Here is a 25,451-nt window from a genome sequence, read left to right on the forward strand (position 1 = left end):
CGCGGTGAGTACCACGACGCCCGGCACTGGGCGCGCGACCTGGGCCGCCGCGGCTTCCGGCCCGGCGGCCGACGGGACCTGCGGGAGGTGCGGCTGTGCGCGCAGGCGGCCGTCCTGCGGTACGTCGACCAGCGCGACGATCCCGACCTGGGCCCGGTGCCGCTGCCCAGACCCGGACTGCCCGGGGTGCTGGCCGCGTTCCAGCCGTCGGCGGCCGCGGTCACCGGCGCCGCGGCCGCCGGCGCAGCGCCGGCGGCCGTTCCCGTACCGCGCCTCGCGCCCGGCCCGCTGCGCCACCCGGCGCTGACGGCGGCGGCCCGCGGAACCGTGGTCCAGGCCGGGACCGGCGAGGCCCTGGCGGAGGCCCGGCGCGCGCTGGCCGTCGTACGGGTCCTGGAGCGGCATCCACTGGGCGTGCGGGCCGCCCAGCTCGCCCGGAAGGCGGGGCTCCGCGAGGAGGAACTCGGCCCCCTGCTGTCGATGCTGTGCGAGGAGGAGTACGCGTACCGCCCCGGGGCGGGGGTGTACGCGCGCGGCCCGGCCCTGGACCGGCTCGCGGCCCCCGGCGGCAGCGGCCTGGCGGGCCAGCTCCAGCGCACGCTGGCCCTGGCCCGGGACAGCGCGGGCGCGGCGGTGTACCTGAGCCGGTACGCGGAGGGCGAGGTCCGGATCACGCAGATGGCGGACGGGCCCGGTACCCCGCCGGTGCGGGAGTGGGTGGACTTCCGGGCCGCCGCGCACGCCAGCGCGGTCGGCAAGTGCCTGCTGACCCAGCTCGACCACGACCGCCGGGCCGACCACGTGGCCCGGTACCGGCCCGCGCGGCTGACGCCGCAGACCATCACCGACAGCCGGGCCCTGTTCACCGCGCTGGACGCGGTGGCCCCGGGCGCGCCCGTCTTCGACCTGCTGGAGTACTCGCCCGGGGTCGTCTGCTCGGCGGTTCCGATCGCCACCGGCGACGCCGCCGGGAGCCTCGCGCTCTCCCTGCCCGCGGCCCACGCCCACCGCCTGCACTCGGCCACCGAGGCCCTGCGCCGCAAGGCCGTTCCGGTGCTGCTCGCCCTGCTCCTGACGGGGGCGATCCCCCCGGACGCACCGGCTGCCCCGGCCTCCCCGGCCGACCCGGGGCCGGAGCGGTCGGCCTCCGAGACCCCGCCCCCGTCCACGCGGCCGGAGCCGCAGCGCCGGCCCCAGCAGACGCGGGCCCCCCTCACCCCGGAGACCCTGCGCCACCTCCGCCGCCTCTTCCGCACCCCGCTCACGGACACCACGGCCGCCGCCGGCGGCCCCCACCTGGTCAGCGACACCAGCTCCGCGGCGGCCTACCTCTTCGACGCCCTCCCGGACACCGGGCAGCCGTGCCTGTCGCTCCCCCACACCTTCACCCAGGTCGCCCCGGGCACCCTGACCACCCCGAGGGGCCTGGTGGTCCTGCGCACGTGACGCGGCGCCGGGGCTCGTCCGGGCCCGTGATCAGGGCTGACCCGGGACGAAGGAGTCCAGGGCCGCGTCGAAGTGGCTCCTGGCCTCGGCGAGCCGGCTGACGGGAGCGGACACCCAGACGTCGTACAGGCGGCCGTTCTCGTCCCAGCAGAGGTCGAAGGTGTGCCGGGCGCCTTCGGCGCGCGTGAAGCCGTCCCAGGTGAACTCCCACAGGGCGGCGGGCAGTCCGTTGTGGGTCGTCGGGACGACCGAGTTGTCGCGGAATCCGGGGTTGGTGTCCGGGCCGTTCGCGTCGGAGAGCCGCATCGTGGCGAGCGGGCCGCCGGCCGTCGACGGCTTCACCTTGATGCCGATCCGGATCGCCCCGTCGCCGGAGACGTAGAAGACCCGCTGGTCGTCGGTGCTGCGCTGGAACCCGTTCGGCACTGCGAGGGCGAAGCCCTGGGCATCGGTGACGGTCCGGTAGCCGGGGGGCACGGGCTTGGCGGCCGCGAAGCTCCCGGACGCGGGCGGACGCGCGGACGGGGTGTGGTCCGGCGTGGGCGTGGGCGTCGCCGCCGGGGACTGCGGGACGGCCGCGTCGGCCCCGGGCGCGGCGGTGGCGGGCGAGGCGGTGGGGGGCGTGGAGGTGGCGGGTGCGCTCCGCGTCGGCTCCTGGGCCCGGTCCTCCGTACCGTCGCCGAGCAGGGACGTCGCGGTCACGCCGCCGACGACGGCCACCACGACGAGGGCCGCGAGCAGCCCCAGGCGGACGGACGGCCGGAACTTCCCGGCCGGTCCCGGCGCGGGGCCCGCCGGCCGGCCGACGCGCTCGGTCGGCGAGTAGCCGGGCGGGGCGGGGGTGGTCGGGGCGTCGGTGGCGGTTCCCGCCGGCGGGGTCGGGCCGAGGGCCCGGTCGAGGATCGGGACGGTGCCGGTGGTCACGTACGCCGACAGCAGCCGCTCGGCCTCCGCCGCTCCCAGCCGCCGCTCCGGGTCGCGCTCCAGCAGGCCCTGGATCAGCGGCAGCAGCGGTCCCGCCTGCGCGGGCGGCCGGATCTCGTCGGACACGACGGCGTGCAGGACTCCGCCGAGCGAATCCCGGTGGAAGGGCGACTCGCCGGACAACGCGGCGCACAGCAACACGCCGAGGGACCACAGGTCGGATGCGGGGCCGGCGGCGGCGCCCTGCATCCGCTCGGGCGAGGTGTACTCGGGCGAGCCGATGAAGGCGCCGGTCTCGCTGATGGTGGTGGATCCGGCGAGTCGGGCGATGCCGAAGTCGGTGAGCACCACCCGGCCGGTTCCCGCCTCCATGAGCACGTTGGCCGGCTTGATGTCCCGGTGGAGCACTCCGCGGGCGTGTGCCGCGCCCAGGGCGCCGAGCAGGGCGAGCCCCGTGCGGGCGGCCTCGCCGTGATCCAGCGGACCGTCGGCGGCGAGCCGGTCGGCGAGCGAGCGGCCTTCGACGAGCTCCATGACGATGTACGGGTGCCCGTCCTGCTCCACGACGTCGTGGACCACGACGACGTGCGGGTGTTTGATCTGCGCCACCGTGCGGGCCTCCCGCAGGGCGCCCGCGGACTGCGTACCGTCGGCGACGTGGAGCTCCTTGACGGCGACGGAGCGTCCGAGCAGTTCGTCGGAGGCCTGCCAGACGGTGCCCATGCCGCCCCTGCCCAGCCGCCTCTCCAGGCGGTAACGCCCGACAATCACAATGCTGTTGCGTGGTTCGTCCTGCGACACGTTGCTCCCCCTGGCCCGTTCACAGCCCATGATGCCGCAGATGCGGATCCGGCCCCCGCGGTTCCGCCGGGAGACCCGGGCGCTCGACGGCAACGCAAAAGGCGAGGGCCGTGACTCCAGGAGTCACGGCCCTCGCCGATCTGTGTCCGAGGGGGGACTTGAACCCCCACGCCCGATAAAGGGCACTAGCACCTCAAGCTAGCGCGTCTGCCATTCCGCCACCCGGACCAGGTGGTCGGCCCCGGTTTCCCGCGGCGACATGGACAACAATAGCAAAGGATCGGCGGGGCTCCGACCACTTATCCGACCGGCCGCCGTCCGCCACGCCGTGCTGACCTGCACGCATACACCGACGGCCGCGGCGGGACGGAGCGTCTCGCCACGGCCGTCGGGTACTCCGTCGGGCACGCGCCGCCGGGGTCACGGGCAGCGGATGACCTGTCCCGCGTAGGAGAGGTTGCCGCCGAAGCCGAAGAGCAGGACGGGGGCGCCGGTCGGGATCTCACCGCGCTGCACCAGCTTGGACAGAGCCATCGGGATGCTGGCGGCCGAGGTGTTGCCGGAGTCGACGACATCGCGGGCGACGACGGCGTTGACGGCGCCGATCTTGGCGGCGAGCGGCTCGATGATCCGCAGGTTCGCCTGGTGGAGGACGACCGCGGCCAGCTCCTCCGGGAGGACCCCGGCCTTCTCGCACACCTTGCGGGCGAGCGGCGGGAGCTGGCTGGTGGTCCAGCGGTAGACGGACTGGCCCTCCTGCGCGAAGACCGGCGGCGTGCCCTCGATCCGGACGGCGTTGCCCATCTCGGGGACCGAGCCCCACAGCACCGGTCCGATGCCCGGCTCCTCGGCGGCCTCGACCACGGCAGCGCCCGCGCCGTCACCGGTGAGCACGCAGGTGGTGCGGTCGCTCCAGTCGGTGATCTCGGTCATCTTGTCGGCGCCGATGACCAGGGCGCGGGTGGCGGATCCGGCCCGGATGGCGTGGTCGGCGGTGGCCAGGGCGTGCGTGAAGCCCGAGCAGACGACGTTGAGGTCCATCACGGCGGGGCCGGCGCCCATGCCCAGCTTGGCGGCCACACGGGCGGCCATGTTGGGCGAGCGGTCGATCGCGGTGGAGGTGGCGACCAGGATGAGGTCGATGTCGTCCGGGGTCAGGCCGGCGCCTGCCAGGGCCTTGCCCGCCGCCTGGAAGGCCAGCTCGTCGACCGGTTCGTCCGGACCCGCGATGTGACGCGTCCTGATGCCCACGCGGGACCGGATCCACTCGTCCGTGGTGTCGACCATGGCCGAGAGGTCCTCGTTGGTGAGCACTCTCGCGGGCTGGTAGTGCCCTAGCGCCACCACGCGTGAACCGGTCATGGGCGGGGTCCCCCTTTGTACGGAAGTGCAGGATCACCCAGCTTTGCCTGCTACTGACGGGTACGGGTGCGTGTGACCCGACAGGATTCCGGCACCGGAATTTGGAGATTCCCGAGGATCCACCTGCCGGGAGCGGTGCGGGAAGCGGAACCGCGACAATGAAGTTGTCGGATGCAGCCGTATTCGGTCGGATGCGGAGCGAGAACTGAAGGGGTGGGCTGATCACCATGGGACGGGTCACCGAGCGCCGTCGCGTCGTCCGGATCCGGAACGGCGTGGCGGGGGTCCGTCCGGACACGCTGGTCGCCGAGGAACCGCTGGAGATACGGCTGAACGGCAAGCCGCTGGCGATCACGATGCGCACTCCGGGCGACGACTTCGCCCTGGCGGTGGGCTTCCTCGTGAGCGAGGGCGTACTGGGGCGCGGCGAGGACGTCCAGGCCGTGACCTACTGCGAGGGGGCGACGGAGGACGGCTCGAACACCTACAACGTGGTCAACGTGCAGCTGGCCGCCGGGGTGCCCGTGCCGGACATCACGCTGGAGCGGAACGTCTACACCACCTCCTCCTGCGGCCTGTGCGGCAAGGCCAGCCTGGACGCGGTCCGTACGGCGACCCGCTTCCCGGGGACGGCCGCCGACCCGGTACGGATCTCCGCGGATCTCCTCGGCGAGCTGCCGGACCGGCTGCGCGCGGTCCAGAAGGTCTTCGACCGGACGGGCGGGCTGCACGCGGCCGGGCTGTTCACGGCGGACGGCGAGCTGGTCGACGTACGGGAGGACGTGGGCCGGCACAACGCTGTGGACAAGATCGTCGGCAGGGCTCTCCAAGCCGGCCGGCTCCCACTGGCCGGCTCGGTCCTGCTGGTGTCGGGCCGGGCCTCCTTCGAGCTGGCCCAGAAGGCCGTGATGGCGGGCATCCCGGTACTGGCGGCGGTCTCGGCGCCGTCCTCGCTCGCGGTGGACCTGGCACTGGACTCGGGGCTGACCCTGGTCGGCTTCCTGCGCGGTCCGAACATGAACATCTACGCGGGCGAGGAGCGGATCACGTTCTAGCGCCCCCGGCGGCCGCGGCGGGTGGAGTTCGGGGCCGGCTTGGGCTCGGGCGGGTCGATGCGGTGGAGGTCCAGGGTGGGCGGGACCGGGGTGGTGCCCGGGCCGCCGGATTCGGCCCAGGTGATGATCTCGTCGGTCGCCGTGTCGTCCAGGGCCCAGCCGAACCAGGTCGCGCGGGCGCCGCGGCGGCGGGCCTCGGTGGTGGGCTGGACCACGATGACGTTGGCCTGGGCGCAGGGGCCGAGGCAGTCGCTCGTACGGACGGCCAGCCGGCCCCCGGAGGCGGCGGCGGCCTCGCGCAGCCGGGCGAGCTGGCCGGCGTGGTCCGAGCCGGGGTTCTTGCGGGGGTCCCCGCAGCAGCAGCCGCGGCAGACCACCAGGGTGCAGGGGCGTTCGGCATGGGCGGCGAGCGGGCGTATCCAGGTCACCGCCGAACGTTACCGGGCTCTTGCGACGGGGTGTTGGGCCGTCGGCGAGACCTCCGCCACATGGGCGACGGGGAGTTCGGGGTCCTGGGCGCGGCGGCGGGCGAGGATCGCGCAGACCATCAGCTGCATCTGGTGGAACAGCATGAGCGGGAGCACCGCGAGGCTCGCCTGGGCCCCGAACAGCACGCTGGCCATGGGGAGTCCGGCGGCGAGGCTCTTCTTCGACCCGGCGAACTGGATGGCGACGCGGTCCGCGCGGCCGAACCCGAGCCGCCCCGCCCCGTACCAGCTGACGAGGAGCATCACGGCGAGCAGTACGGCCTCCACCGCCAGCAGGGCGCCGAGGCGCGGGACGCTCACCTGGTGCCAGATGCCCGCGGCCATGCCCGCGCTGAAGGCGGCGTAGACGACGAGCAGGATCGAGCCTCGGTCGACGTGGCCCAGCACCTTCTTGTTGCGTACGAGGAAGCCGCCGACCCAGCGGCGCAGGCCTTGCCCGAGGAGGAACGGCAGCAGCAGCTGGAGGACGATCTTGAAGAGGGAGTCGAGGGAGAAGCCGCCCGCGCTGCTCCCGAGCAGGGCCGCGGCGAGCAGCGGGGTGATGAGGATGCCGGCGAGGCTGGAGAAGGAGCCGGCGCAGATCGCGGCGGGGACGTTGCCGCGGGCCATCGAGGTGAACGCGATGGAGGACTGGATGGTCGAGGGGACCAGGCAGAGGAAGAGCAGGCCGCTGTAGAGCGGGGGCGTGAGGAGGGTGGGGACGAGCCCTCGGGCGGCGAGGCCCAGGAGAGGGAAGAGGAGGAAGGTGCAGGCGAGCACGGTGAGGTGCAGCCGCCAGTGGCGCAGGCCGTCGAGGGCCTCGCGGGTGGAGAGCCGGGCGCCGTAGAGGAAGAACAGCAGGGCCACCGCCGCGGTGGAGGCGCCGTCGGCGACGGTGGCGGCCTGGCCACGGGCGGGGAGCAGGGCGGCGAGGCCGACGGTGCCGAGGAGGGCCAGGATGTACGGGTCCACGGGCAGCCGGGCGGGGAGGTGCGGGCGGCGCATGTGCAGAGTGCTCACGTGTTCATGGTCGGCGGCGGAGTGGTGATCGGGAAACCCGCACACCGCACTCACTGTCATCACGTTTCCCGATAAGCCTCGCTAGCATGGGCGGTATGTACGACCCCGTCCAGCTGCGCACGTTCCTCACGGTGGCCCAGACGCTGAGCTTCACCCAGGCCGCCGGGCGGCTCGGCGTACGGCAGTCCACCGTCAGCCAGCACGTGCGGCGGCTGGAGGAGGCTACGGGGCGCCCGCTGTTCGTCCGGGACACGCACAGCGTGGAGCTGACGGAGGACGGCGAGGCGCTGCTGGGCTTCGCGCGCACCATCCTGGAGGCGCACGAACGGGCGGCGGCCTTCTTCACGGGGACCCGGCTGCGGGGGCGGCTGCGCTTCGGGGCCTCGGAGGACTTCGTGCTGACGCGGCTCCCGGAGATTCTGGAGGGCTTCCGGCACGAGCATCCCGAGGTGGACCTGGAGCTGTCGGTGGAGCTCTCGGGAACGCTGCACGAGCGGCTGGACGCGGGGCGCCTGGACCTGGTGCTGGCGAAGCGCCGGGGGCCGGGGGACGAGCGGGGGCGCCTGGTGTGGCGGGACCGGATGGTGTGGATCGGGGCGGAGGGACTGCGGGTGGACCCGGACCGGCCGGTTCCGCTGATCGTCTTCCCGCCGCCGGGAATCACCAGGGCGCGGGCGCTGGAGGTGCTGGAGCGTGACGGGCGGGCGTGGCGGATCGCCTGTACGAGCGGCAGCCTGAGCGGTCTGGTCGCGGCGGCCCGGGCCGGGCTGGGCGTGATGGCCCACACCCGGGGGCTGATCCCGCCGGGGCTGGTCCGGGTCGGCGGCCTGCCGGAGCTGGGGCCGGTCGAGTTCGCGCTGCTCCGCGGGGCCCGGGCCTCCGCTCCCGCCGAAGCCTTGGCCGCGGCCGTCCTCTCGGGCGCGGACCGCCTGAGCCGCACGGCCTGACGCCGCTGCGCGGGGCCGTTCCCCCACCCCGCCCCTTCCCGAAACCGTGGGGCTCCGCCCCCAGACCCCCGCGCCTCAAACTCCCCCAGACTCCGTCCGGGGGGACCCCCAGGCGGGGCTGAAGGCGCCGAGCGCAAGGGGTCGCCGAGAACGTCGCTGAGGAGGTCTTGTGGAGGTATCCGCGGGCTGATCAACTGCCCAGCGGCGTGGGGTAGCGTCGCCGCGCCGTACGGAGAGGAGCGGGGCCTTGCGCGAGATCACCGTCCCACCTGTCGTCATCGACGCGCCCGTCGGCGGTCTGGCCGACGTCGTCTTCCGGCATGCGCGCGAGGAACCGGACCGGGTGGTGCTCGGCCGCAAGACCGACGGCGTCTGGCGGGACGTGACCTCCGCCCAACTGGCCGCCGAGGTCCTCGCGCTCGCCAAGGGCCTGCTGGCCCAAGGCGTACGGTTCGGCGACCGGGTCGCCGTCATGTCCCGTACCCGGTACGAGTGGACCCTCTTCGACTTCGCCCTGTGGGCGATCGGCGCCCAGCCCGTCCCCGTCTACCCGACCTCCTCCGCCGAGCAGGTGCACTGGATCCTGGCCGACTCCGCGTGCACGGCCTGCGTCGTCGAGAACGAGGACCAGGCCATGACGGTGGGCTCGGTCATCGACCGGCTTCCCCTCCTGCGCCTGCTGTGGCAGCTCGACGAGGGGGCCGTGGACGGCCTCGTCGCCGACGGCCGCGGCGTCGCCGAGGACGTCGTGCACCGCCACCGCGGCGCCGTGACCCCCGACGCGGTCGCCACGGTCATCTACACCTCCGGCACCACCGGCCGCCCCAAGGGCTGCGTCCTCACCCACGCCAATCTCATGTTCGAGGCCGACACCATGGTGAGCCGCTGGGAGTCCGTCTTCCAGGCCGGTCCGGGCGAGCGGCCGTCCACCCTGCTCTTCCTGCCGCTGGCGCACGTCTTCGGGCGGATGGTGGAGGTGGCCGCCATCCGCGCCCGGGTCAAGCTCGGGCACCAGCCCGTACTGGCGGCGGCCGAACTGCTGCCGGACCTCGCCGCGTTCAGGCCGACCTTCGTGCTCGGGGTCCCGTACGTGTTCGAGAAGGTCTTCGCGGCCGCGCGCCGCAAGGCCGAGGCGGAGGGACGTACGGGCCCCTTCGACCGGGCGGTGGAGACGGCCGTGCGGTACGCGGAGGCGCGCGAGGAGAAGGCCTTCGGCATCGGGCCGGGCCCGTCGGCCGGGCTGCGGATGGAGCACCAGCTCTTCGAGAAGCTCGTGTACGGGAAGGTCCGCGCGGCCATGGGCGGCCGGGTGCGGCACGCCATGTCGGGCGGGTCCGCGATGTCGCGCCGCCTCGGGCTGTTCTTCGACGGTGCCGGGATCACGATCTTCGAGGGGTACGGCCTGACCGAGTCGTCCGCGGCGGCCACCGCGAATCCGCCGGGGGCGACGAAGTACGGCACGGTGGGCCCGCCGATCCCCGGAGGCACGGTGCACATCGCGGACGACGGGGAGGTCTGGCTGCACGGCGTCCACATCTTCGCCGGGTACCTCAACGACCCGCCCGCCACGGACGCGGTGCTGCGCGGCGGGTGGCTGGCGACCGGGGACCTGGGGCGGCTGGACGAGGACGGCTACCTCACCATCACCGGCCGCAAGAAGGAGATCCTGGTGACCTCCAACGGCAAGAGCGTGCAGCCGGCCGCGCTGGAGGAGCGGGTCCGCTCGCATCCGCTGGTGTCACAGTGCGTGCTGGTGGGCAACGACCGGCCGTACATCGCGGCCCTGATCACCCTGGACATGGAGGGGATCGCCCACTGGCTGTCCATGCGCGGCTTGGCTCAGCGGCCGGCGGCGGACCTGGTGCACGACGCGGACCTGGCGGCGGAGGTCCGCCGGGCGGTGGTGGCCGCCAACACCCTGGTCTCGCAGGCGGAGGCGATCCGCACCTTCCGGGTGCTCGCCGAGCAGTTCACGGAGGAGCAGGGGCTGTTGACCCCCTCCCTGAAGCTCAAGCGACGGGCGATCGAGAAGGCGTACGCGACGGAGGTCGCGGCCCTCTACCAGTCCTGAGCGCATCCCCTCGACCCCGGCAGCCGGTACCTGACGATTCGTCATATCACCCTTGCCGTTGATATTGACGATCCGTCAGGTCGCGCACAGAATGCGGGGATTCCGACCGGAGGGGATCCCCAGATGTTGCGACCGATCCGCACCCTGGCCGCCGCGGCGGCGGCCCTCGCGCTCGTCTCCGCCTGCAACTCCGCCTCCACGAACGGCAACAGCAAGGGCGGAGCCGGGGACACTCCCGGGAGCCGCCGCGGGCTGACCGCCGACTCGATCAAGGTCGGCGGCATCGTGTCGATGACCAGCGCGAGCGGATACAGCAAGAAGGACACCGATCTCGGCGCCAAGGCCCGGTACCTGAGAGCCAACGCCGAGGGAGGCGTCAACGGTCGCACGATCGACTACCTCGGCGCGGAGGACGACGGCCAGGACCCCGCGAAGAACATGGCCGCGGCCCGCAAACTCGTCCAGCAGGACAAGGTCTTCGCGGTCGCCCCCATGAGCTCGGTGACCTTCTCGGGCGCCGACTTCCTGGAGCAGGAGAAGGTCCCCACCTTCGGCTGGGGCACGCTGCCCTCCTTCTGCGGGCCCAAGTACATCTACGGATTCAACGGCTGCCTGGTCCCCACCCCCGGCGGCACCCTCAACCAGACCTGGCCCGAGGGCATCGGCACGGTTCTCGGCGGCGCCCGGGGCAAGTCCGTCGCGGTCATCGCGAACGACAGCGATGCCGGGAAGTTCGGCATCCGGACCTTCCAGCAGGGCTTCACCAGCGCCGGTTTCACGGTCTCCTACGCCAAGGCCTCCGTGCCCGCCACCGCCGTGCCGAGCGACTGGTCCGCGTACGTGAAGGAGATCCTGGAGAGCAACGGCGGCAAGGCACCGGACGCCGTGGTCTCCGTCATGCAGACCCCGAACAACATCGGGCTGTTCACGGCGCTCAAGCGCAGCGGCTACAAGGGGCTGCTCTCCGACCCCACCGACTACGACCCCGGGCTGCTCGCGAAGGACGCCACCAAGCAGGCTCTCGACGGGGTGTACGTGCTGCTCCAGTTCGAGCCCTTCGAGTCGGACAGCCCGAAGATGGCCCAGTTCAAGGCCGACATCAAGGCCGCGTCGGGCGGCCAGGACGTGCCGCTCAACATGCACATGATGACCGGGTACATGGCGGCCGACCTGTTCGTCTCCATCGCGCGGACGGCGGGCAAGGACATGACCGTCGAGTCCTTCCAGGAGGCCGCGCAGCACTTCTCCGACACCGGCACCCTCGTCGGCGACCGGGCGGAGCCCAAGGGGCAGAAGGACAGCTTCGGCTGCGGGGCGCTCGTACAGCTCAAGAACGGCACGTACGAGGTCGCCGTCCCGTTCAAGTGCCACGAACCCGTCCCCTTCACGTAGGGATCGGGGTCGAGGCATGGGGGATCTGCTGGTCTTCGTCCTGAGCGGTCTGGTCTCCGGCGCCCTGTACGCACTGCTCGCCACCGGGCTGGTGCTGTCGTACTCCGCGTCCGGGCTGTTCAACTTCGCGCACGGGGCCACCGCCTACCTGTGCGCGCTCGCCTTCTACGAGTTGCACTCGGGCCTGGGCTGGCCGGCCGTGCCGGCGGCGCTGCTGGTGGTGTGCGTACTGGCGCCCGGTCTCGGCTGGGGGCTGGACCGGCTGATGTTCCGGCGGCTCGCGCGGGTCGGCGAGACGGCGCAGATCGTGGCGACGATCGGGCTGCTCGTGGCGCTGCCGGCCGCCGGGCTGTGGGCCGTGGAGCTGCTGGCGGACGCGGGCGCGCCGGTGAAGCCCGCCGAGAACCAGTTCGGGCTGCCGGGGGTCGGGCCGAGTCCGGCGAAGTCCTGGCAGCTCGCGGAGGGCGTCGGCATCGACTCCGACCAGCTGATCACGTGGGTGGTGACGGCGGTGGTCGCGGTGGCCCTGTGGGTGCTGATGCGGCACACCCGGCTGGGGCTGCGGCTGCGGGCCGCCGTCGACAACCGCTCGCTGACCGAGCTGCGCGGGATCAGCGCGGACCGGCTGTCGTCGGTGGCCTGGATGATCGCGTCGGCGCTGGCCGGGCTGGCGGGTGTGCTCGCGACTCCGCTGCTGGGCCTGTCCGCGCACGACTTCACCCTCTTCCTGTTCGTCTCGGCGACGGCGGCGGTCATCGGGCGGTTCGCGTCCGTGCCGCTCGCCTTCGCGGGCGGGCTGGGGCTCGGGGTGCTGCAGAACCTGGTGGCCGGGTACGCGTCCTTCGCCGAGGGCATCACGGGCTTCCGTACGGCGGTGCCGTTCCTGATCCTGTTCGGGGGCCTGCTGGTGCTGACCCGCCGGGCGCGGACGGCGGGGGTCGCGGCCGTGGACGAACCGCCGGTGGACCATCTGGCCGGGGCCTCGTGGTGGCGGCGGTGGGGGGTGTGGGGAAGCGGCGCCGGGCTGTTGTGCGTGGCGTTCTACACCGTGACTACGCCGTTCTGGAGCGGGCTGCTGGCGCAGGGGCTGGCCATCGCGCTGGTGTTCATGTCCTTCACCGTGGTGACCGGGCTGGGGGCGATGGTGTCGCTGGCCCAGGGCACGTTCGTGACCGGGGCCGCGCTGGTGGCCGGGCTGTTGATGAGCCGGGGCTGGCCGTTCGTGGCGGCGCTGGCGGTGGGGACGTGCGCGGCCGCCCTGCTGGGGGCGCTGGTCGCGCTGCCGGCGCTGCGGCTCGGCGGGCGGTCCTTGGCCCTGGCCACGCTGGCGCTGGCGTTCCTGGCCGACCAGGTGCTGTTCCAGCTGCGCTGGCTGCGGAACGGGGATTCGGGGTGGTCGGTCCCGCGGCCGGTGTTCGGGCCGGTGGACCTGTCCGACGACCGGGCGCTGGGGGTGGCCCTGGTCGTCCTGGTCGCCGTGGTGGCCGCCGGGCTGAGCGCGCTGCGCGGCTCCCCGTCGGGGCGGGCGATGCTGGCCGTACGGTCGGCCCCGGCGGCGGCCATGGCCTCCGGTGTGTCCGTGCTGCGGACGAAGCTGCTCCTGTTCACGCTGTCGGCGGGGCTGGCCGGGTTCGGGGGCGTGATGTACGCGTCGTTCAACACCCGGATCACGGCGACGGACTTCACGGCGATGACCGGGTTGGTGTGGCTGGCGGTGGTGGTGGCGGCGGGTGTTCGGCGGCCGGTGTACGCGGTGGTGGCGGGGCTGGTGTTCGCGGTCGCGCCGCGGTTGCTGTCGGACTACGTGACGTCGTCGGCCCACCTGCCGGTGATCCTGTTCGGGCTGGCCGGGCTGGCCTTGGCCAACGACCCCGACGGGTACTGCGCGGCGGTCCCGGTCCGGCTGGCCCGGCGGCGGGCGGCGGGCCCTGCGGGCGGCTCTTCCCCCACCCCGCCCCTTCCCGAAACCGTGGGCTCCGCCCCCGGACCCCCGTCCCGGGGCTCCGCCCCGGACCCGGCGGGGGCTCCGCCCCCGGACCCCCGCGCCTCAATCGCCGGTGGGACTGAATCGCGGCCCGCCCTCGAGCTGCGGGGTGTCACCGCTGGGTACGACGGGGGGCTCGTGCTGCACGGGGTCGATCTCGCCGTGCGGAAGGGGGAGATCCTCGCCGTGCTCGGGCCCAACGGGGCCGGGAAGAGCACCGCCTGCCGGGTCGCCGCCGGCCTGGTGCCCGTCACCGGCGGCGAGGTACGCGTACACGGGCGGGACGCCACGCGGGACGGGGCCGTGCGGCGGTCCCGGGCCGGGGTGCTGCTCGCCCCCGAGGGCCGGGGCATCTTCCCGGCGCTCACCATCGAGGAGAACCTGGCCCTGTACCTGCGGGAGGCCGACGCGCGGGCCGCCGTCTACGACCGGTTCCCGCGGCTCGGCGAGCGTCGTGGAGTGGCCGCGGGCGCCCTGTCCGGCGGCGAGCAGCAGATGCTGGCCCTGGCACCGCTGCTGCAGCGGCCGCCTGAGGTGCTGATCGCCGACGAGCCCTCGCTCGGGCTCGCCCCGCGCGTGGTGGAGGAGGTGTACGCGCTGCTCACCGAGTTGCGCGAGGCCGGGACCGCGCTGCTGCTGGTGGAGGAGAAGGCGGCGGAGGTCCTCGGGATCGCCGACACCGTCGCCTACCTCTCCCAGGGCCGGGTCTCCTGGTGCGGCCCTCGGGCCGAGGTGGAGGCGGACCGGCTCACCGAGGCCTACCTGGGGATGGCGACATGAGCGGCGACGGCATGGGCGGGTACGTGCTCCGGGCGAGCGGCGTCAGCGTGCGGTTCGGCGGTGTCAGGGCGCTGACGGGGGTGGATCTCGGGATACGGGCGGGCGAGGTGTGCGGGCTGATCGGGCCGAACGGGGCCGGGAAGACCACCCTGTTCGACGTCCTGTCCGGGATCCGGCGGCCCGACCAGGGGCGGATGACGCTCGACGGGGTGGACATCACCCGCCGCTCCCCCGTCTGGCGGGCCCGGCACGGGATGCGCCGGACGTTCCAGCGGCAGCAGCTCTTCGGCCAGCTCAGTGTGGCCGACAACCTGCTGGTGGCGCAGGAGTGGCGGGGCGGCGGGGGCGGGGTCGCCGCCGATCTGCTCGCCTTCCCCGCCCGGCGGTCCCGGGAGCGGGAGCGCCGGAAGCGGGGCGAGCGGGTCCTGGCCGGTTGCGGGATCGGGGCGCTCGGGGCCTCGTACGCCGGCGGGTTGCCCGTCGGGCAGGCCCGGATGGTGGAGCTGGCCCGCGCGGTGGCCGACCCGCCGCGGGTGCTGCTGCTGGACGAACCGGCGTCCGGCATGTCGGCCCCCGAGCGCGAGCAGCTCGCGGCGGTCGTGCGGCGGCTGGCGCGGGAGGAGGGCTGCGCGGTGCTGCTGGTCGAGCACAACGTGGCCTTCGTGATGGACCTGTGCGCACGCGTGGTCGTACTGGACCTCGGGACGGTCCTCGCCGAGGGGACGGCGGCGGAGGTACGGGCGAACCCGCTCGTGCGGGAGGCGTATCTGGGGACGGCGTGAGTCGTCCGGGGATGGCGGGAATACGTCGCGCGAGGGGCCGGTTGTCGCCCCTCGTACGAGGCCGCCCACGACCCGAGGGAACGACCAGACGTGAACCAGGTCCCCACCGTCAAGCTCAACAACGGCACGCTCATGCCCCAGCTCGGCTTCGGGGTCTGGCAGGTGCCGGACGCGGAGGCGGAGCAGACCGTCTCGACCGCGCTGGAGGCGGGTTACCGCAGCATCGACACGGCGGCCGTCTACGGCAACGAGGCCGGCACCGGCAAGGCGGTCGCCGCGTCCGGGGTGGCGCGCGAGGAACTGTTCGTCACCACCAAGCTGTGGAACGGCCCGAAGCAGACCTGGAACCGGGACGCGGTGCTGCGCGCGTTCGACGACTCGCTCGGCAAGCTGCGTCTCGACCACGTCGACCTGTACCTGATCCACTGGCCGCGCCCGATGCGCGACGACTTCGTCTCCATCTGGAAGACGTTCGAGGAGATCGCGGCGAGCGGCCGGGCCAAGGCGGTCGGCGTGTCGAACTTCCGTCCGGCGGACCTGGAGCGGCTCGCCGGGGCGAGCGCGCTGGTCCCGGCCGTGAACCAGATCGAGCTGCACCCGCTGTTCCCGCAGGCCGAGCTGCGCGCGCTGCACGCCGGGCGCGGTATCGCCACCGAGGCCTGGTCCCCGCTGGGCCAGGGCAAGGAGCTGCTGACGCTCCCGGCGGTGGCGGGGATCGCCGCCAAGCACGGCCGCAGCGCCGCGCAGGTGGTGCTGCGCTGGCACCTGCAGCACGGGAACATCGTGATCCCGAAGTCCGTGACCCCCGCGCGCATCCGGGAGAACCTGGACGTCTTCGGCTTCGAGCTGGACGCCGCCGACGTCGCCGCGCTGGACGCCCTGGGCGCGGGCGCGGCGGGCCGCCGGATCGGTCCGGACCCGGCCGTCTTCGACGTGTGAGCGGCATCAACGTGAACCTTCCCGAGGGGCTCTACCGGATCCGCAACGTCGACAGTGGGCTGGTGCTCCAGCTGGAGGGCGCCTCCCGGGTGCGGCTCGGCCCCGACGGGCCGCCCGCACCGGTGGCCGCCCGCCGGTGGCGGATCTCGCCGGTCCACAGCGGCGGCGGGATCTTCCATGTGCTGAGCGAGGACAACGACAGGCGGCTGGACGTCGCGAACGCCTCGACGGACAGCGGCGCCCGGGTGCAGGTGTGGCGGGCGAACGCCTTCGGCGCGCAGGAGTGGATCGTCGAGGAGCACCTCGACGATCCCGGGGTGGTGTCCCTGGTCGCGTGCATCAGCGGCCTGCTGCTGGAGGCCGACGCGGAGGGCCGGGCCCGGCAGGGCGAGGACACCGACTCCCCCGCCCAGTGGTGGCGCCTGGAGCCCGTGTAGCCGTAACCGTGCCGCCCCACCGGGCGGAGCCACCGCCCGGGAACCGCCGCGCGGAGCCGTCAGGCGGAGCCGTCAGGCGCGTACGAAGCTTCGGACGCGGTACGTCGGCTCCGCGCGCGGGATGTCCGGGCCGGGCAGCCGTTCCAGGCGGGAGGCCAGTTCGTGCGGGGTGATGCCGCGCGGGCTCACGCGTGAGGCGTACCGGCCCGCCAGCAGGGCCTCGGCGGAGCCGCGCGGGGTGCGGCCCTGGCCGTGGCCCGTGAAGCGGGTCTCCGCGGCCGGCCGCAGGCCCGCCCGCACCGCGTACGCCGCGACCTGCTCCGAGGAGTCCGCGGGGTGGGCCGTCAGATGCGGTGCGAGCACGGCGTCGATGTCGCTGCCGACGTCGTGCGCGGAGTCCTTGTCGACGGTGGTGACGAACACCCCGCCGGGGCGCAGCACCCGGCCCGCCTCGGCGACGACGGCCTCGACCGCGCCCGGCTCCCGCAGCAGGTGCAGCAGCCACACCGCGCTCACCGCGTCCAGCGAACCCGGGCGCACCGGCAGCCGGGTGGCGGAGGCGAGGACGGCGGGGATCCCGCGCCGGGCCGCCATCGCGGCCATCCCCTGCGAGGTGTCCGCGCCCAGGACGCGCAGTCCGGGGCGGGTCAGCCGGGTGGTGACGATGCCCGTGCCGCAGCCGAGGTCGAGGACGGTGCGCGCGTGTGCCGGGAGCAGGCCGAGGACCGCCGCGGCGGCGGCCTCGGCGCGCGGGGTACCGCCGCGGGTGGCGTCGTAGGCCTCGGCCTCCGCGTCGTAGTCGAGCAGGGGGCGCGCTATCGGCATCACCGCGCGCCGTGCGCCGGGGCGAGGGATTCGACGCGCTCGGCGAGTTCGAAGTCGTTCGCCGTCACCACGCCGCCCGCGTCGTGGCTGTTCACCGACAGGCGCACCGTGTTGTAGCCGAGCGTCAGGTCGGAGTGGTGGTTCAACTCCTCCTGGACGGTGGCGATGTGGGTGACCAGCGCGCTCGCCGCGAAGTGCGAGCCCAGCCGGTAGGTGCGGGAAATCCGGTCGTCCTCGAAGGCCCAGCCGGGGAGTTCCCGCAACCGGTCCTCGATCTCCTTCTGTGACAGCGGCTCACTCGGCATGCACCGGCTCCTCTTCCCCGTGGTTCTCCCCGTGACGTGGAGTCAAGGTTCCCACAGTGCGCGCCGGAGCGACCCTTTCGCGCCATAGTGCGCTCGGGTACTTTCCGCGCCTTCCGCACCCGCCCGGCCCCCCATATGCTCCTGCGCCGGACGTGACCGTTACCAGCGGTAACAAGGGAACGAAGGGGCGGCATCGCCATGGTGAGCACAGGCGGTTCCAGGCGTACGTTCATCGCGGGCGCGGGCGCGGCGGCCACCGCCGGCGCCTTGTCGGCGACCGGGGCCCTGGCGGCCCCGGCGGCGGCAGCGGCAGCGGCAGCCGCCGCGACCCCGCCGAACGGCAGACGCGTCGCCGTCCTCGGCGGCGGGGTGGCCGGGCTGACCGCGGCCCACGAACTCGCCGAGCGGGGCTACGCCGTCACGGTGTACGAGCGCCGGGCGCTCGGCGGCAAGGCCCGCAGCATGGACGTACCCGGCAGCGCCCGCGGCACCCGCCGGCCGCTGCCCGCCGAGCACGGCTTCCGCTTCATCCCAGGCATCTACCACAACCTGCCCGACACGATGCGGCGCATCCCCTTCCCCGGGAACGCGAACGGCGTGTGGGACAACCTCGTCGCCCCGCGCGAGATGATGTTCGCCCGCGCGGGCGGCCGCGAGGACCTGCGCGCGCCCATCCCCTGGCCGGAGCACTCCCCCGCCGAGCTGACGCCCGACGAGATCCGGCGCGCCCTCACCGGCATCCTGCAGTCGCTGGTCCGGCTGCCGCTCCACGAGACGACGTACTTCGTGAACCGCGTGCTCGTCTTCCTCACCAGCTGCGACGAACGGCGCAACGAGGTCTGGGAGCACACCCCTTGGTGGGACTTCGTACGCGCCGCGCAGATGTCGAGCGAGTACCAGCGGATCCTCGCCGTCGGCATCACCCGCAACATCGTGGCGACCAAGGCCGAGGAGGCCTCCACCCGTACGGTCGGCACCCTCGGCGAGGCCTTCGTGTTCAACCTGCTGGGCCGCGGAGCGGACGGCCCGCCGGACCGGATCCTCAACCTGCCCACCAACGAGGCGTGGATCGACCCGTGGGAGGCCCATCTGCGCTCCCTCGGAGTGGAGTTCAGGATCGGCTGGACCGTACGGGAGGTGCAGTACGGGAACGGCCGGGTGAGCGGGGTCGCCGTCCTGGACCCGGCCGGTGCGCGGCAGACCGTCACCGCCGACCACTACGTCTCGGCCCTGCCCGTCGAGCACGCCCGGCGCACCTGGAGCACCGCGCTGCGGGCCGCCGATCCGATGCTGGGGCGCTGCGACAAGCTGGAGACCGACTGGATGACCGGGATCCAGTTCTACCTCACCGAACGGGCCGCGCTGGTCCACGGACACCTCAACTGCATCGACTCCCCCTGGTCGTTGACGGCGATCCAGCAGGCCGAGCACTGGCCGTCCCGGGACTTTCCCGCCGACTACGGCGACGGCACCGCGGTCGACTGCCTGTCGGTGGACATCTCGGATTGGGACAAGCCGGGGATCCTGTATGGGAAGACGGCCAAGCAGTGCACCCGCGAGGAGGTGGCGCGCGAGGTGTGGGCGCAGCTGAAGGCCTCCCTCAACGACAGCGGGAAGACCCTGCTGAGCGACTCCGCGCTGCACTCCTGGTTCCTGGATCCGGGCGTGGACGGGCTCGGCACCCCCCACCCCACCAACCAGGACGAGCTGCTGATCCACCCGACCGGCACCTTCCACAACCGGCCGAGCGCGGGCACCCGTATCCCCAACTTCTTCCTCAGCGGGGACTACGTGGCGGTCGACATCGACCTGGCGACGATGGAGGGGGCGAACGCCTCGGCCCGGGCCGCCGTCAACTCCCTGCTGGACCGGGACGGTTCGAAGGCGGGCCGGTGCACGATCCGGCCGCTGTACCGGGCCCCGGAGGTCGAGTCCGCCAAGCGGCACGACCTGTGGCGCTACCGTCTCGGCCTGCGGAACGTCTTCGATCTGGGCTGACCCCGGACCGACACGCTCGGCTACCGTCGTGGGCATGACCACCACGATGCCCACGGTCGGCACCCTGCTCCGCACCTGGCGGGAGCGGCGCGGTATCAGCCAGCTGGAGCTGGCGGGCCGCGCCGACTCCTCGTCCCGGCACATCAGCTTCATCGAGACCGGGCGGTCCCGGCCGAGCGAGGAGATGGTGCTGAGGCTCGCCGACCGCCTGGACGTGCCGGTGCGGGAACGCAACTCGCTGCTGCTGGCGGCGGGTTACGCCCCGCACTACGCGCAGACCGCTCTGGACGACCCGTCGATGGAGACGCTGCGCGAGGGCATCCGGCGACTGCTGACGGGATACGAGCCCTACCCGGCGCTGGTCGTGGACGCCACGTACGACGTCGTCGCCGCCAACCGGGGCATCGCGATGCTGATGGAGGGGCTGCCGGAGCACCTGCTGACGTCACCGCTGAACGCCATGCGCATCACCCTGCACCCCGAAGGCCTGGCTCCGAGGATCCGCAACCTCAAGGCGTGGCGCGGGCACCTGCTGGCGCAGATGGAGCGCCAGATCGCGCTGGCCCGGTCCGAGCCGCTGCGCGCGCTGTACGAGGAGGTGTCGGCCTATCCGGTCGCCGAGCGCCCGGGCGACACCGAACCGGATGAGCCCGTTCCGTACATCGCGCTTCCGCTCGTCATCGAGCACGACGGTCACGTGCTGTCCTTCGTGTCGTCGATCGCGACCTTCAACACGCCGATGGACGTGACAGTCGCCGAGCTGGCCATCGAGACGATGCTCCCGGCCGACCCGGCGACGGTGAAGTACCTGCGCTCACTTGGCGACTGAGCGCAGGGCGAGCTGCTGGAGCAGGGCGAACGAGGCCACCGTGACGGCCTGCACCGGGATCCACACCAGGCCGGCGGTGGTGGGCGTGAACCAGACGAGCAGGGACACCAGACTCAGGGCGGCCCAGGCGTAGTTCGCCTCGATGACGAACGTGACGGGGAAGACGGGCGGCCGGCGGCGCGAGGCGAGCCAGCCGACCCCGGCGCCGAACACGGCGAGGAAGACGCCCAGTTCCAGCAGCAGGCCCTGGCCGACCCCGAGCAGCCGTCCCAGCGGGGCGGAGAAGACGACGTACGCGAGCCCGTTGCCGGTGGTGACCACGGAGTCGAGGGCGAGGAAGCGGCGCAGCGCGGTCTGCGGCGCGGTGGTCCGGGCGATGCTGCCGAGCAGGGTCGCGGACATGGGAGATCAGCCTCCATCGAGGTCGAACGGCCTGGTGGGAGACGGGTTCCGGAGCCGAGTGCGCGGCCCCGGAACCCGATGACCCCACTGTGCCGGGCGCCCTCCGGCGGGTCGATTACCTCCGACGTCATGCCAACCTTCTTTGAGCTGTACGGCAGGAAACGTTGGGTTTCCCCTGGTTCGGCAGGGGGCGGCCGGATAGGCTTCAGCCAGCCCAGCCCACTCGAACGTCTTGTCGACATACGGAGAATCAGCCGGTGCGAGCCGCTCCCCGACCCGACCTCGCCGCGCTCCGGCGGCGCGTGGAGGAGCTGTCGGAGCGGCGCGGGCAGGACCCCGCCCAGGTACTGGCCGCCCAGCGGCTGAGCCACCTCTCCGGTGTCGAACCGGCCCGCATTCCCGGGGTGGTTGCGGGCACGGCCGTCGAGGAGACCCTCGAACAGCGCGTGCACCGCCGCTTCCTGCGGCTGCGCGCCACCCGCCGCGACAAGCACGGCCGGGAGTGGCCGCTCGCCGCCATCGCCGACGACTTCGACGCGCCCGGTGCCTCCCTCGGCCCCCTCAACGCGGGCACCGGACTGCCCCGCCTGGGCCACGCGGCCGGTGTGCAGCGCTTCTTCGGGGTCCACGCCGGCTTCCTGCTGGCCGACAGCAAGAGCGCGGTGGAACGGGCCCTCGCCCTGTCGGCGGCGACCGCCTCGGACGGCGGGGACGACCTGGAGCGCCTCTCCCACCTCACCGGCATGACCCCGCAGGCCATCCGGCTCACCCTCGACGGCAGACCGCCGCGGCTTCCGCTGAAGGAGCAGGTGCACCAGCGGTTCGAGCACCTGCGCCGCACCCGGCTGCGGGAGGACGGGCAGCCCCATTCCCTCGCCGCCATCGCCAAGTCCTTCGACGCGTCCGGCCAGTCGCTGACCCGGCTCGCCCAGGGCGAGGGTCTGCCGAACCTCGCCGCGGCCGCCGGGATCCAGCGCTTCTACGGAGTCGAGGGCGGCTTCCTGCTGGCCGACGACACCGAGGCCCTCGCCACCGCCCTCACCGTGATCGAGCGAGAACTGGAGTCCGCCGAGCGGCAGCAGGAGAACCCGATGCTGGCCGTGCTGCGGGCGCACGACGTACGGAGCATCGTCACGCGGGCCGGCCGGCTCTCCCCGCGGGGCTGGAAGTCGCTCGCCGACCACCTGGACGACCTGCTCGCCCGGGAAGGGCAGCTGGGCCGGCCGGCCGGCGGCGCCGAGCACGACAGCGGGGATCCGGCCGGCGGGGGCCGGACCACCGGAGGCCGGACAGCCGAGGGGGGATCCGCATGAGGACCACACGGGCGATGCGCGGGCTCGCCGGCGAGCTGCTCGCCGACGCGCGCCTGACACCGCCGACCGACGCCACCGGGATCATCGGGGCCCTGTGCGCCGCCTACGCCCGCCGCCGGGGCGGCCGGAAGGTCGACTTCCGCTTCGCTTCGTTCCCGCCCGACACGGCCAGCGGGCTGTGGCTGGAGATGGACGACCGCGACCTGCTCGTCATCGAGGAGCGGACCCGGCCCGAGCACCAGCTCGTCATCGCCTCCCACGAGCTGTGGCACGTGGACGAGGGCACCTGCGACAGCCACGGGCCGGGCATGGCGGTGGCCGCCCGGCTCACCGGACACCGCGGCGACCTCGCCGGGCTGCTGCGCTCCGACACCGGCCTGAGCGCCGTGATCCGGCAGGCCGCCGCCCGGGCCGACCACGAGGACCCGGCGGAGATCCGCGCCGAGATCTTCGGCCTGCACCTGGGCAAGCTCCTCAAGCCGTACCTGCCACCACCCCGGGAAGAACAGTTCCCCGAGGCGATCGAGCGCATCAAGACCTCGCTCGGCTGGGGGCGCCCCGCGTCACTCCGGTGACCCGCGCCCAGCCAGCCGCCGCACCCCTCGCGCCGATGCCCTCGGCACGGCCCTGACAGAGAGCACGACACGATGACCCAGTCTTCCCCGCCCCGCCACGCCGTCGTCATCGGCGGCAGCCTGTCCGGCCTGCTCGCGGCCGCCGTCCTCGCCGAACACGCGACGGTCACCGTCATAGACGCGGACCCGCTGCCCGAGGGCCCGGCGCCGCGGCGCGGACTCCCGCAGGCCAGGCACACCCACCTCCTGTGGTCGGGCGGCGCCCGTGCCATCGAGCGGATCCTGCCCGGCATCACCGACGACTGGACGGACGCGGGCGCCATCCGCCGCAGCCTGCCCACCGACCTGGTCACCAAGACCGCCCAGGGCTGGATCCCGCGCGTCGGGGAGAAGCAGTTCAACATCTCCTGCAGCCGCGACCTGCTCGACTCGGTGGTCCGCGCCCGGGTGACCGGCCTGAAAGGGGTCTCCACCCTCCAGCGGAGCCGGGTCCGGGCCCTGGAGGGCACGGCTGCCCGGGTCACCGGCGTCCGGGTCGACACCCCGGACGAGGAGGGCCGGCTGCTGACCGCCGACCTCGTGATCGACGCGAGCGGCCGCGGCTCGCGCGCCCGGACCTGGCTCCAGTCACTGGGCGTCACCGGCATACGACAGGCCGAGGTCGACTCCGGCCTGGTCTACGCGACGAGGATCTTCGAAGCCCCGGCCGGAGCCCACGAGATGGGCTTCCCCATCGTCAACGTGCAGTCCGACCCCCGGGTGCCCGTACCCGGCCGGACGGCCACGATCGTGCCCATCGAGAACGGCCAGTGGCAGGCCACCCTCTCCGGGACCCGCGGCGGCCAGCCGACCGGCGACCCCGAGCAGTTCATCCCCTTCGCCAAGGCCATCAGGGACCCGATCGTCGGCGAACTGCTCGACGGGAAGAAGCCCCTGACCGACGTCGCCGTCACCCAGGGCACCGCCAATCGCCGGATCTACTTCGAGAAGGCCGAACTGCCCGACGGCTTCATCGCCGTCGGCGACTCGGTCGCCACCTTCAACCCGCTGTACGGGCAGGGCATGACGGTCGCCGCCCAGGGGCTGCTGGCCGTGCGCTCCCTGCTCCGGCACAAGGGGCTCGCCCACCCCGGCTTCGGCCGCGAGGCGCAGCGCGCGATCGCTCCCCTGGTGAGCACCGCCTGGGAGCTCGCCACCTCGCAGGACATCCTGTACCCGGGGGCCACCGGGGTGAAGCCGCGGGCCGGCACCGGCGCGCTCAACGCGTACGTGAGCCGGCTGATGACGGGCGCCACCACCGACGAGGCGCTCACGGCCGCCCTGTTCAAGGTGCTCACCATGAGCAGCGCGCCCACCCACTGGCTCCACCCGTCGGTGGTCTGGCACGTCCTGCGCGCCTCGGGCCGGGGCGCCCTCAAGGCGCCGCCGCTCACCGCCGCCGAGCGGGCCGTCGCCGGGCTGGGCCCGGCGGTGCCGGCGGGCCCGGGCCCGGTCGACCCGGCGGGCCCGGTGGACCCGATCGGACCGGCCGACCCCGTCGGACAGGCCCGGTGAGCAGCCGAATCCTGCTCTACCTGCCGGGAGCCGTCATGTTCCTGGCGCTGCTGATCAAGGTGCCGACCCTGCGCCGGGACCGGGACCAGCCCCTGAACCGGGCCGCGTGCGCGCTGCTCGTCGTGGGCTGTCCCATCACGTTCCTGGCGTCGCCGCCGACGATCGCCACGGTCAACCGCCTCACCGGCGTGGTCAACTTCTCCGCACCCCTGGTGTTCTGCCTGGTCACGGTCTTCTCGGGATCGTGCGTCGTCCTGGTCCTGCAGTGGGCCGGCGGGCCGCCCGCGGCCGTCCGGCGGGCCACCCGGCTGACGGTGGCGGTGTTCGGCGCGGTGAGCGTGCTGATCGTCGTCCTGTTCGTGATCGGCGACGCGCCGGTGGAACGGCTCCGGGACGTGGACACGTACTACGCCACCACGCCCTGGATCCGCGAGATGATCGTCTGCTTCCTGCTGGCCCACACCGTCGGGACCTCGGCGCTGACCGTGCTGTGCGGGAAGTGGCTGTGGCGCGCGGACCGTTCGCTGCGCCCGCTGCGCACCGGGCTGGCGCTGATCGTGTTCGGCGGGCTGCTGGACCTGGCCTACCTCGCCGCGAAGTGGGCCTCGGTGGCGGCCCGCTGGGCCGGCCGGGACTGGGTGGTCTCGGCGGACGTGGCACTGTCGCTGACCTCCGGGGCGGCTCTGATGATCGGTGCGGGGTTCGTCGTGCCGCTGGTCGGCGGGTCGGCGGCCTGGCGGGACTTCGCCCAGTACCGGCGGCTGTATCCGCTGTGGAAGGCGCTGCGCGGATCCGCGGCCGCCCGGGTGCGGACCGTGCCGCTGGCCTGGTGGTCGCCGGTCGGGATCCGCCTCATCCACCGTGAGTCCGTGATCGACGACGGCATCCTGGCGCTGGCCTCCCGGTTCGACCCCGCCGTGCGCACTGCGGCGTACGAGGCGGCGCGCGGGCAGGGTCTGAGCGGGGCCCGGGCCGCCGTGGTCGCGGACGCGGCCATGCTCGCCGCCGCCTGCCGGCGCGGGGCCGCCGGTACTCAGGGCGGGCACCCGGCCCCGTACCGGCTGGACAGCGGACCGCTGGACGCACTGGCCCGGGAGTTCCGCAGCTCCCCCATCGTCGCCGCGGCCCGCGAGGCCGCCGCCACGGGAGCCTGATCCCCGGCTCGGGTCGTGGCCGCGGCCCCCGGCCCCTTGCCCGGGGAAACACGGCGCCCCGGGCCCGAGGGCCCGGGGCGTGGTGTTCG

General features: G+C 73.7%; 21 protein-coding genes, 1 tRNA gene and 1 pseudogene. 15 read left to right on the forward strand and 8 right to left on the reverse strand.

What is annotated here, in order from left to right:
- Nucleotides 1-327 precede the first annotated feature (327 nt).
- Nucleotides 328-1,074 (forward strand): annotated as a pseudogene (locus ACGFYQ_RS09855) (IclR family transcriptional regulator C-terminal domain-containing protein); the annotation flags it as partial.
- Between the two features lie 402 nt (nucleotides 1,075-1,476).
- On the opposite strand, the gene ACGFYQ_RS09860 reads toward ACGFYQ_RS09855, so the two are convergent.
- From ACGFYQ_RS09860 to ACGFYQ_RS09870, 3 genes are all read right to left on the reverse strand, one after another.
- Nucleotides 1,477-3,093 carry a serine/threonine-protein kinase gene (locus ACGFYQ_RS09860; protein ID WP_393741816.1) on the reverse strand — a complete coding sequence of 539 codons (1,617 nt, stop codon included), beginning with the start codon at nucleotides 3,091-3,093 and terminating at the stop codon, nucleotides 1,477-1,479.
- 221 nt (nucleotides 3,094-3,314) lie between these two features.
- Nucleotides 3,315-3,399 (reverse strand) — tRNA-Leu (locus ACGFYQ_RS09865).
- Between the two features lie 192 nt (nucleotides 3,400-3,591).
- Nucleotides 3,592-4,533: a beta-ketoacyl-ACP synthase III gene (locus ACGFYQ_RS09870; protein WP_393741818.1), complete on the reverse strand. Its 942-nt coding sequence runs from the start codon at nucleotides 4,531-4,533 to the stop codon at nucleotides 3,592-3,594.
- A 227-nt stretch (nucleotides 4,534-4,760) separates the two neighbouring features.
- Between ACGFYQ_RS09870 and fdhD the strand changes: the two genes are divergently transcribed.
- Complete coding sequence (gene fdhD / locus ACGFYQ_RS09875; protein WP_393741820.1) at nucleotides 4,761-5,588, forward strand: formate dehydrogenase accessory sulfurtransferase FdhD; 828 nt, start codon at nucleotides 4,761-4,763, stop codon at nucleotides 5,586-5,588.
- On the opposite strand, the gene ACGFYQ_RS09880 is transcribed toward fdhD, so the two are convergent.
- The gene (locus tag ACGFYQ_RS09880; RefSeq protein WP_393741822.1) at nucleotides 5,585-6,016 is read right to left on the reverse strand and encodes a (2Fe-2S) ferredoxin domain-containing protein; all 432 of its coding nucleotides are present in this window, start codon (nucleotides 6,014-6,016) and stop codon (nucleotides 5,585-5,587) included. The genes fdhD and ACGFYQ_RS09880 overlap by 4 nt on opposite strands.
- A 9-nt stretch (nucleotides 6,017-6,025) precedes the next feature.
- Nucleotides 6,026-7,060, reverse strand: a complete 1,035-nt coding sequence (locus tag ACGFYQ_RS09885; RefSeq protein ID WP_393742143.1) for a bile acid:sodium symporter family protein — start codon at nucleotides 7,058-7,060, stop codon at nucleotides 6,026-6,028.
- A 110-nt stretch (nucleotides 7,061-7,170) separates the two neighbouring features.
- Here ACGFYQ_RS09885 and ACGFYQ_RS09890 point away from each other — a divergent pair, with 110 nt between their 5' ends.
- From ACGFYQ_RS09890 to ACGFYQ_RS09920, 7 genes are all read left to right on the forward strand, one after another.
- Nucleotides 7,171-8,022, forward strand: a complete 852-nt coding sequence (locus tag ACGFYQ_RS09890; protein WP_393741824.1) for a LysR substrate-binding domain-containing protein — start codon at nucleotides 7,171-7,173, stop codon at nucleotides 8,020-8,022.
- Between the two features lie 247 nt (nucleotides 8,023-8,269).
- Nucleotides 8,270-10,093, forward strand: coding sequence for an AMP-dependent synthetase/ligase (locus ACGFYQ_RS09895; protein WP_393741826.1), 1,824 nt, complete (start codon nucleotides 8,270-8,272; stop codon nucleotides 10,091-10,093).
- 123 nt (nucleotides 10,094-10,216) lie between these two features.
- Complete coding sequence (locus ACGFYQ_RS09900) at nucleotides 10,217-11,485, forward strand: ABC transporter substrate-binding protein (protein WP_393741828.1); 1,269 nt, start codon at nucleotides 10,217-10,219, stop codon at nucleotides 11,483-11,485.
- A 16-nt stretch (nucleotides 11,486-11,501) separates the two neighbouring features.
- Entirely contained in the window at nucleotides 11,502-14,249 is a 2,748-nt protein-coding gene (locus tag ACGFYQ_RS09905; RefSeq protein WP_393741830.1) for an ATP-binding cassette domain-containing protein, read from the forward strand.
- The gene (locus tag ACGFYQ_RS09910) at nucleotides 14,246-15,031 is read left to right on the forward strand and encodes an ABC transporter ATP-binding protein (protein ID WP_393741832.1); all 786 of its coding nucleotides are present in this window, start codon (nucleotides 14,246-14,248) and stop codon (nucleotides 15,029-15,031) included. Before ACGFYQ_RS09905 ends, ACGFYQ_RS09910 begins: the two co-directional genes overlap by 4 nt.
- Nucleotides 15,032-15,121: 90 nt before the next feature.
- Complete coding sequence (locus ACGFYQ_RS09915; protein WP_393741834.1) at nucleotides 15,122-15,970, forward strand: aldo/keto reductase; 849 nt, start codon at nucleotides 15,122-15,124, stop codon at nucleotides 15,968-15,970.
- Nucleotides 15,967-16,407, forward strand: a complete 441-nt coding sequence (locus ACGFYQ_RS09920) for an RICIN domain-containing protein (protein WP_393741836.1) — start codon at nucleotides 15,967-15,969, stop codon at nucleotides 16,405-16,407. Before ACGFYQ_RS09915 ends, ACGFYQ_RS09920 begins: the two co-directional genes overlap by 4 nt.
- Nucleotides 16,408-16,479: 72 nt before the next feature.
- Here the strand turns inward: ACGFYQ_RS09920 and ACGFYQ_RS09925 are convergent, their stop codons facing one another.
- Together ACGFYQ_RS09925 and ACGFYQ_RS09930 are read right to left on the reverse strand one after the other, a co-directional pair.
- Complete coding sequence (locus ACGFYQ_RS09925; protein WP_393742145.1) at nucleotides 16,480-17,214, reverse strand: class I SAM-dependent methyltransferase; 735 nt, start codon at nucleotides 17,212-17,214, stop codon at nucleotides 16,480-16,482.
- 17 nt (nucleotides 17,215-17,231) lie between these two features.
- Entirely contained in the window at nucleotides 17,232-17,537 is a 306-nt protein-coding gene (locus tag ACGFYQ_RS09930; RefSeq protein WP_393741838.1) for a 4a-hydroxytetrahydrobiopterin dehydratase, read from the reverse strand.
- Between the two features lie 198 nt (nucleotides 17,538-17,735).
- Here ACGFYQ_RS09930 and ACGFYQ_RS09935 point away from each other — a divergent pair, with 198 nt between their 5' ends.
- On the forward strand, nucleotides 17,736-19,535 hold the full coding sequence (locus ACGFYQ_RS09935; protein WP_393741840.1) for an FAD-dependent oxidoreductase: 1,800 nt from the start codon (nucleotides 17,736-17,738) through the stop codon (nucleotides 19,533-19,535).
- A 34-nt stretch (nucleotides 19,536-19,569) separates the two neighbouring features.
- Nucleotides 19,570-20,364 carry a helix-turn-helix domain-containing protein gene (locus ACGFYQ_RS09940; RefSeq protein ID WP_393741842.1) on the forward strand — a complete coding sequence of 265 codons (795 nt, stop codon included), beginning with the start codon at nucleotides 19,570-19,572 and terminating at the stop codon, nucleotides 20,362-20,364.
- On the opposite strand, the gene ACGFYQ_RS09945 is transcribed toward ACGFYQ_RS09940, so the two are convergent.
- Entirely contained in the window at nucleotides 20,350-20,766 is a 417-nt protein-coding gene (locus ACGFYQ_RS09945) for a hypothetical protein (RefSeq protein WP_393741844.1), read from the reverse strand. The two genes, ACGFYQ_RS09940 and ACGFYQ_RS09945, sit on opposite strands and share 15 nt — an antisense overlap.
- 257 nt (nucleotides 20,767-21,023) lie before the next feature.
- Between ACGFYQ_RS09945 and ACGFYQ_RS09950 the strand changes: the two genes are divergently transcribed.
- The 4 genes from ACGFYQ_RS09950 to ACGFYQ_RS09965 all read left to right on the forward strand — a co-directional run bounded on the left by ACGFYQ_RS09950 (nucleotide 21,024) and on the right by ACGFYQ_RS09965 (nucleotide 25,362).
- Nucleotides 21,024-22,079, forward strand: a complete 1,056-nt coding sequence (locus ACGFYQ_RS09950) for a hypothetical protein (protein WP_393741846.1) — start codon at nucleotides 21,024-21,026, stop codon at nucleotides 22,077-22,079.
- A complete protein-coding gene (locus ACGFYQ_RS09955) occupies nucleotides 22,076-22,654 on the forward strand; it encodes a toxin-antitoxin system, toxin component (RefSeq protein WP_393741848.1) in 579 nt (192 codons plus the stop codon). The genes ACGFYQ_RS09950 and ACGFYQ_RS09955 overlap by 4 nt, the downstream gene beginning before the upstream one ends.
- A gap of 72 nt (nucleotides 22,655-22,726) precedes the next feature.
- Nucleotides 22,727-24,208: an FAD-dependent oxidoreductase gene (locus tag ACGFYQ_RS09960; RefSeq protein ID WP_393741850.1), complete on the forward strand. Its 1,482-nt coding sequence runs from the start codon at nucleotides 22,727-22,729 to the stop codon at nucleotides 24,206-24,208.
- Nucleotides 24,205-25,362: an MAB_1171c family putative transporter gene (locus ACGFYQ_RS09965; protein ID WP_393741852.1), complete on the forward strand. Its 1,158-nt coding sequence runs from the start codon at nucleotides 24,205-24,207 to the stop codon at nucleotides 25,360-25,362. The genes ACGFYQ_RS09960 and ACGFYQ_RS09965 overlap by 4 nt, the downstream gene beginning before the upstream one ends.
- Nucleotides 25,363-25,451 lie beyond the last annotated feature (89 nt).

This window comes from Streptomyces sp. NPDC048258 (genome assembly GCF_043201995.1).
Lineage (GTDB): Bacteria > Actinomycetota > Actinomycetes > Streptomycetales > Streptomycetaceae > Streptomyces.